This is a genomic window from Actinoplanes sp. NPDC048791 (genome assembly GCF_040650095.1).
Classification (GTDB): domain Bacteria; phylum Actinomycetota; class Actinomycetes; order Mycobacteriales; family Micromonosporaceae; genus Actinoplanes.
The window spans coordinates 1-5,241 of the sequence record NZ_JBEZGQ010000604.1 but is presented as its reverse complement, the minus strand read 5'-3'; the positions used below and the strand labels follow the sequence as shown (position 1 = coordinate 5,241).

The 5,241-nt window shown below is 72.8% G+C and carries 6 protein-coding genes; 5 read left to right on the top strand and 1 reads right to left on the bottom strand.

Annotation, left to right across the window (positions count from 1 at the left end):
* A partial coding sequence (locus tag AB0C29_RS32365) for a hypothetical protein (RefSeq protein WP_360828251.1) occupies nt 1–211 on the top strand: 211 nt, incomplete at its 5' end.
* A gap of 920 nt (nt 212–1,131) precedes the next feature.
* Here AB0C29_RS32365 and AB0C29_RS32360 read toward each other — a convergent pair.
* Nucleotides 1,132–2,262 carry an aminotransferase class I/II-fold pyridoxal phosphate-dependent enzyme gene (locus AB0C29_RS32360; protein WP_360828248.1) on the bottom strand — a complete coding sequence of 377 codons (1,131 nt, stop codon included), beginning with the start codon at nt 2,260–2,262 and terminating at the stop codon, nt 1,132–1,134.
* Between the two features lie 66 nt (nt 2,263–2,328).
* Between AB0C29_RS32360 and AB0C29_RS32355 the strand changes: the two genes are divergently transcribed.
* The 4 genes from AB0C29_RS32355 to AB0C29_RS32340 all read left to right on the top strand — a co-directional run bounded on the left by AB0C29_RS32355 (nt 2,329) and on the right by AB0C29_RS32340 (nt 5,041).
* A complete protein-coding gene (locus AB0C29_RS32355; protein WP_360828245.1) occupies nt 2,329–3,156 on the top strand; it encodes an RNA methyltransferase in 828 nt (275 codons plus the stop codon).
* A gap of 86 nt (nt 3,157–3,242) precedes the next feature.
* Nucleotides 3,243–4,181 carry a phosphotransferase gene (locus tag AB0C29_RS32350; RefSeq protein WP_360828242.1) on the top strand — a complete coding sequence of 313 codons (939 nt, stop codon included), beginning with the start codon at nt 3,243–3,245 and terminating at the stop codon, nt 4,179–4,181.
* Nucleotides 4,182–4,203: 22 nt separating this feature from the next.
* Complete coding sequence (locus AB0C29_RS32345) at nt 4,204–4,551, top strand: GntR family transcriptional regulator (protein WP_360828239.1); 348 nt, start codon at nt 4,204–4,206, stop codon at nt 4,549–4,551.
* 22 nt (nt 4,552–4,573) lie between these two features.
* A complete protein-coding gene (locus AB0C29_RS32340; protein WP_360828236.1) occupies nt 4,574–5,041 on the top strand; it encodes a hypothetical protein in 468 nt (155 codons plus the stop codon).
* Nucleotides 5,042–5,241 lie beyond the last annotated feature (200 nt).

Here is a 5,241-nt window from a genome sequence, read left to right as displayed (position 1 = left end):
CCCCCTCCCGAGCCGGTGGGGGCACCCGGTCCCCCTCCCGAACCGGAACCGGCGCCAGGCGCCCCGCTCGAGCCGGGCGCCGCGCCAACTCCAGTTCCCGCACCGGGAGCCGCGCCGGACGTCGTTCCCGGGCCGCCGCCGGACGTTCCAGGAGTCGATCCCGCGCCGCCACCCGGCGCAGGCGCCGCACCCGGCACCGGCGTCGTGCTGAACGCCGATGGAAGGGCCGGGTTCCCCCCACGCAGGAATGGAAAGCCGGACCCGGACGGCCCCGATCCGATCGGATTGGGCATCACCCGGCCACCCTCGCCTGCACCGGCATCCGGAAGGAAGTCGTCGAGATCAGGCACGGCCGGCGCCGAGCCCGGCCGGATCGGCACACCGCCCGGCACCGGTGTCGTCCCGGACCGGCCGGGAGCCCACCCGGGCGAGTCGACGCTCCCGGGAGCCACCGGCTCACCGGAGTCACTCCCCGGAAGCGGTACAGGCCCCCCGGCATCTGGGACCACATAGCCAGGCCCAGACCCGGTCCCTGGCGTGGGCGCGGAAGGAGTCGGGCCAGCCGGCGGTGAGGGAACGCTGCCCGGCGAGGAAGGAGCCTGATAGGGCGGCCGCGGCCCACGCGGCATCGGGCCGACACTCGCGCGCCAGGCCCGGCTGTCGTTCCCGGCCGTCTCCCGTTCCACGCGCGGCACGCCGCCGGGCGAGGCTTCCCGCAGGGGATGCGCCGCCGGCAGGTCAGGCGGGCTCGCCGCTGGCAGGCCAGGCAGATCCGCCGCGGGCAAGGCACCGGCCGGCCTGACTTGATCCCCGCCTGCGAAAGTGGACGGCTGAGCGGAAGGCGAGGTCTGGTCGGGAGGAGACGCGGCTGGCCAGTCAGGATGCATCAGCCAGTCGGGGTGGACCGGCTCGCCGGCGGGCGCTTCCTCGGCCTCCGCACCACCCAGAGCCGCCGTGGTATCAGCCGCCCCCGCGGCAGCCGCGTCCGGTGCGGCGAGCCGCAGCCGGATGGCTCGCAGCAGCGCCAGCATATGAGGGTCGGACCCGGGACCGGACGACACCTGCACACCCCCGACGGCAGAACGACGCGAACAGTACAACCGTACTGCCGCAGCGTCCGGGCCGCCGCCGCTACCTGTCGGTGGCGCTCGCCATACGTGCGGTCGCCTCGTTGAGGATATCCGCGTTTGTGCCGAAGTTCAGCCGAACGAAGCCTGCGCCGCGGGCGCCGAAGCGGGTGCCTGGTTCGAGGCCCACCCGGGCGCGGGACAGGAACAGCTCCCGGGGTTCGTTGTCGTCGCCCAGGGCTCGGCAGTCCAGCCAGGCCAGGTAGGTCGCTTCCGGCGGGATCCAGTTGATCTTCGGCAGGCGGGTGCTCAGCTGCTCGCCCAGCTCGGCGCGGCGGGCGCCGAGCTCGGTGAGCAGGTCGTCGAGCCAGGCATCGCTGTCGTTGAACGCCGCCACCGTGGCCGCCACGCCCAGGTGGCCGGTGCGCCAGCGGATGTCCCGCGGGAAGCGCTCGACCAGCGCCGCCATGGCCGGGCCGCCGGTGACGATCGCCGCGCACTTGAGGCCGGCCAGGTTGAAGGCCTTGCTCGCCGACACCAGGCTCACCGTGACCTCCGCCGCTCCGGGGACGGTCAGGGTGGGCGTGAAGTGGGCGCCCGGCAGCACCAGCGGGGAGTGGATCTCGTCGCTGATGATCGTCACGCCGTACAGTTTGGCCAGCCGGACCAGGGCGGCCAGCTCGTCCGGGGTGTGGACGCGGCCGACCGGATTGTGCGGATTGCAGAGGATGTAGACCGCGGGGTGGGCGGCGAAGGCCGCCTCCAGGGCCGGCAGGTCCAGGCGGTATCCGGCGGTGAGTGGCACCTCCCGCAGTTGCACGCCGGCCTCCGGCGGCCAGTCGAAGAACGGCGGGTAGACCGGCGGGCTGATCACCACGGTGTCCGCCGGGCGGGTGAGCATCCGCAGCAGCTCGACCACGCCGACGCCCACATCGGTGACCGCGGTGACCGCGGCCGGGTCCACCTCCCATCCCCAGCGCCGGGCCGCGAAGCCGGCGACCGCCTCGCCGAGCTCCGGCTCCGCCGCCGAATAGCCGGTGTCGGAGGCGTCGACGGCCGCCCGCAGGGCGGCGGTCACGGCCGGGGCCAGCGAGCAGTCCATCTCGGCGACGCCCATCGGCAGCACATCATCGGGGTACGTGCGCCACTTGGCACTGCGGCGCTTGCGCAGAGTCTCCAGCGAATCGATGAACATGCCCCCATCCTGCCGCGTACCCGGTCGGTCGTGGGCGCCCCGGCCGCGGCAGGCAGAATGCCGGTTGTGCCAGCACTGAGCATCACCGACCCCGACGACCCGCGGATCGCCGACTACCGGGCGCTGACCGATGTCGAGCTGCGGACCAAGTGGGAGCCGCCGAACGGGCTCTTCATCGCCGAGGGCGAACTGGTGATCCACCGCGCGCTGCGGGCCGGGTACCGGCTGCGGTCCGCCCTGGTCGACGAGAAGCGGGTCGACCAACTCGGCGATCTGCCCGCCGACGCGCCGCTCTACGCCGCCGCCCCGCACGTGCTGGAGTCGGTCACCGGGTTCCACGTCCACCGCGGCATCCTGGCGTCCTTCCACCGGCGGGCGCTGACGCCGCTGGACGAGCTTCTTGCCGGGGCCCGGCGGCTGGCGGTGCTGGAGGGGCTGAACACCCACACGAATCTCGGCGCACTCTTCCGCAGTGCAGCGGCGCTCGGCATCGACGCGGTGGTGCTCTCCCCCACCTGTGCGGACCCGCTGTACCGCCGGGCCGTACGGGTCAGCATGGGCGAGGTCTTCGCCATCCCGTACGCGAAAGCCGACGACTGGCCGCAGACCCTCGCCGCCGTCCGGGCCGCCGGTTTCACCCTGCTCGCGATGACCCCGGCGCCCGACGCGGTGGCGCTGCAGCACCTCACCGACGGTCAGCGGGAGCGGCCCGCCCTGCTGCTGGGGGCCGAGGGCCCCGGGCTCACCCGCCAGGCGCTGGAGGCCAGTGACGTCCGCGTCGCCATTCCGATGCACAACAATGTGGACTCGCTGAACGTCGCGACCGCCGCCGCCATCGCCTTCTGGGAGCTAGGCCGCACCGCCGTCGTGCCGGATTTGAACATCCCACTCTGACCTTCGCGGCGACCTAGCCCAGTGCTGGTTGCCACCTCCGGCGAAATGGGGCGCGCGCACGTGCCGCCGGCGGTCAGAATCCCGGCATGACAACAGCAACGGGCGTACGGATCGGCTGGGCGGACCTTCCCGGCGAGGTCCGTGCGGCGATCGAGGACCTGCTCGGCTCCCCCGTCGTGGCGGCCGTGTCGCAGCCGGGTGGGTTCTCCCCCGGCACCGCCGACCGGGTACGGACCGCAGCCGGCACCCAGGCCTTCGTCAAAGCGGTCAGCACGGCACAGAATCCGGTCAGCGTCGACATGCACCGACGCGAAGCAGCCGTCACGGCCCGCCTGCCGAAGGAAGCAGCCGCGCCACGCCTGCTGGGCACCTACGACGACGGCAAGTGGGTCGCGCTCGTGCTCGAGGATGTGCCCGGCCGGCATCCGCACACCCCGTGGCAGGCCGGCGAACTGGCCACCGTACTCACCGTGCTGCGGGACCTGGCTCGCCGGCTCACCCCGTCACCGGTCACCGACGTACCGCTGGCGGCCGACGTCCTCGGCTACGACTTCGGCGGCTGGGAACGGATCGCCGCCGACCCGCCGGCCGACCTCGACCCCTGGGCCGAGCAGCACCTCGACCGGCTGTGCGCGCTCGCCGACCGGGCGCGGACCGCGGTTGCCGGGGACACGCTCGTGCACTTCGACGTGCGGGCCGACAACCTGCTGGTCGGCCCGGACGGCCGGGTCACGCTGGTCGACTGGCCCTGGGCCTGCCGCGGCGCGGGCTGGGTGGACACGGTGCTGCTGCTGATCAACGTACGGCTCTACGGCGGGCAGCCGGCGGACCAGTTGCTCACCGAGCACACGCCCGGCGTCGACCCACAGGATCTGACCGCGCTCCTCGCCGGCATGGCGGGCTTCTTCCTCGACGCCGCTCGCCAGCCGGACCCGCCCGGCCTGCCGACCGTCCGCGACTTCCAGCGAGCCCAAGGCGTGGCGACGCTGGCATGGGTGCGCGAACGGCTTGACTCACTCGAATAATGGTGCTGATAATGCTAGCACTATGAGGTGGCTGATCGATCATTCGTCGCGGGAGCTGCTCCAGCACCAGATCGCCCGATGCGTCCGCCAAGGCGTGGTCACGGGCGAGCTCAAAGTGGGTGAGCAACTGCCGCCGGCGGCCGAGCTGGCTTCGGCGCTGTCAGTCGACCGCAACACCGTGCTGGCCGCGTACCGGCAGCTGCGCGACGACGGCCTGCTGGAATTCCGCCGAGGCCGGGGCGCGCGCGTCGCGTCGACCATGACCGAGCCGGCCCCGGTCGCCGAGGCGGCCCAGGAACTGGTGGCGGTGGCCCGCCGGTACGGGCTCGGACGCAGCGACCTGATCCGCCTCATCGAGCAGCTCACGTGACCAACCGAAAGGACGGTGCCCCGTGACGGCATCCGCGATTCCTGGAACGGGCCCGTTCTCCCTCTACACCGGACGGGTCACGAACTGGCCCATGGTGGTGCTGAGCATCGCCCTGGTAGTGCCGCTGCTCGTGCTCGGCAACGGCCCGGCCCTGGTGATCCCGCTGCTCGTCGCGGCCACCGGTGCGCTGGTCAACCTGCTGACGGCGGGGTCGATCCGGACGGCGGCAGGGCCGAACGGGGTTTCGGTCCGGTTTGGGGTGCTCGGCTGGCCGCGTGGCACCTATCGGATCGCGCAGATCGAGCGGGCTGAGGTCGTCGACCTTCCGGTGTGGTCGGTGGTTTACGGCTTCTGGTGGACGCCGGGGCGTACGTCTTGCACGGTTCGCTCTGGACCGACGTTGCGGTTGACTTTGCGGAGTGGGCGGGTCGTCACGATCACGGTGCCGGATGCACACGCGGCGGTCGCGGCCATCCAGGCGGCGCGATAGCTTCCGAGGCCAGTTGCGGGACGGCGTCGCATTTTCGTGGGTGCTTCGAGAACGGGCAACGGCGGAACGGCCGCCCGGTCCCGCCGCCTGACACCCGCGGCACCGACTCGCACGACCGCTGACCTTACTGTTCGACCGCGGCCCGGGCTGGCCGGGCCGCGGCGCGCTGGTCGGCTCCCGCTGGACCCGGCCCAGGCCGG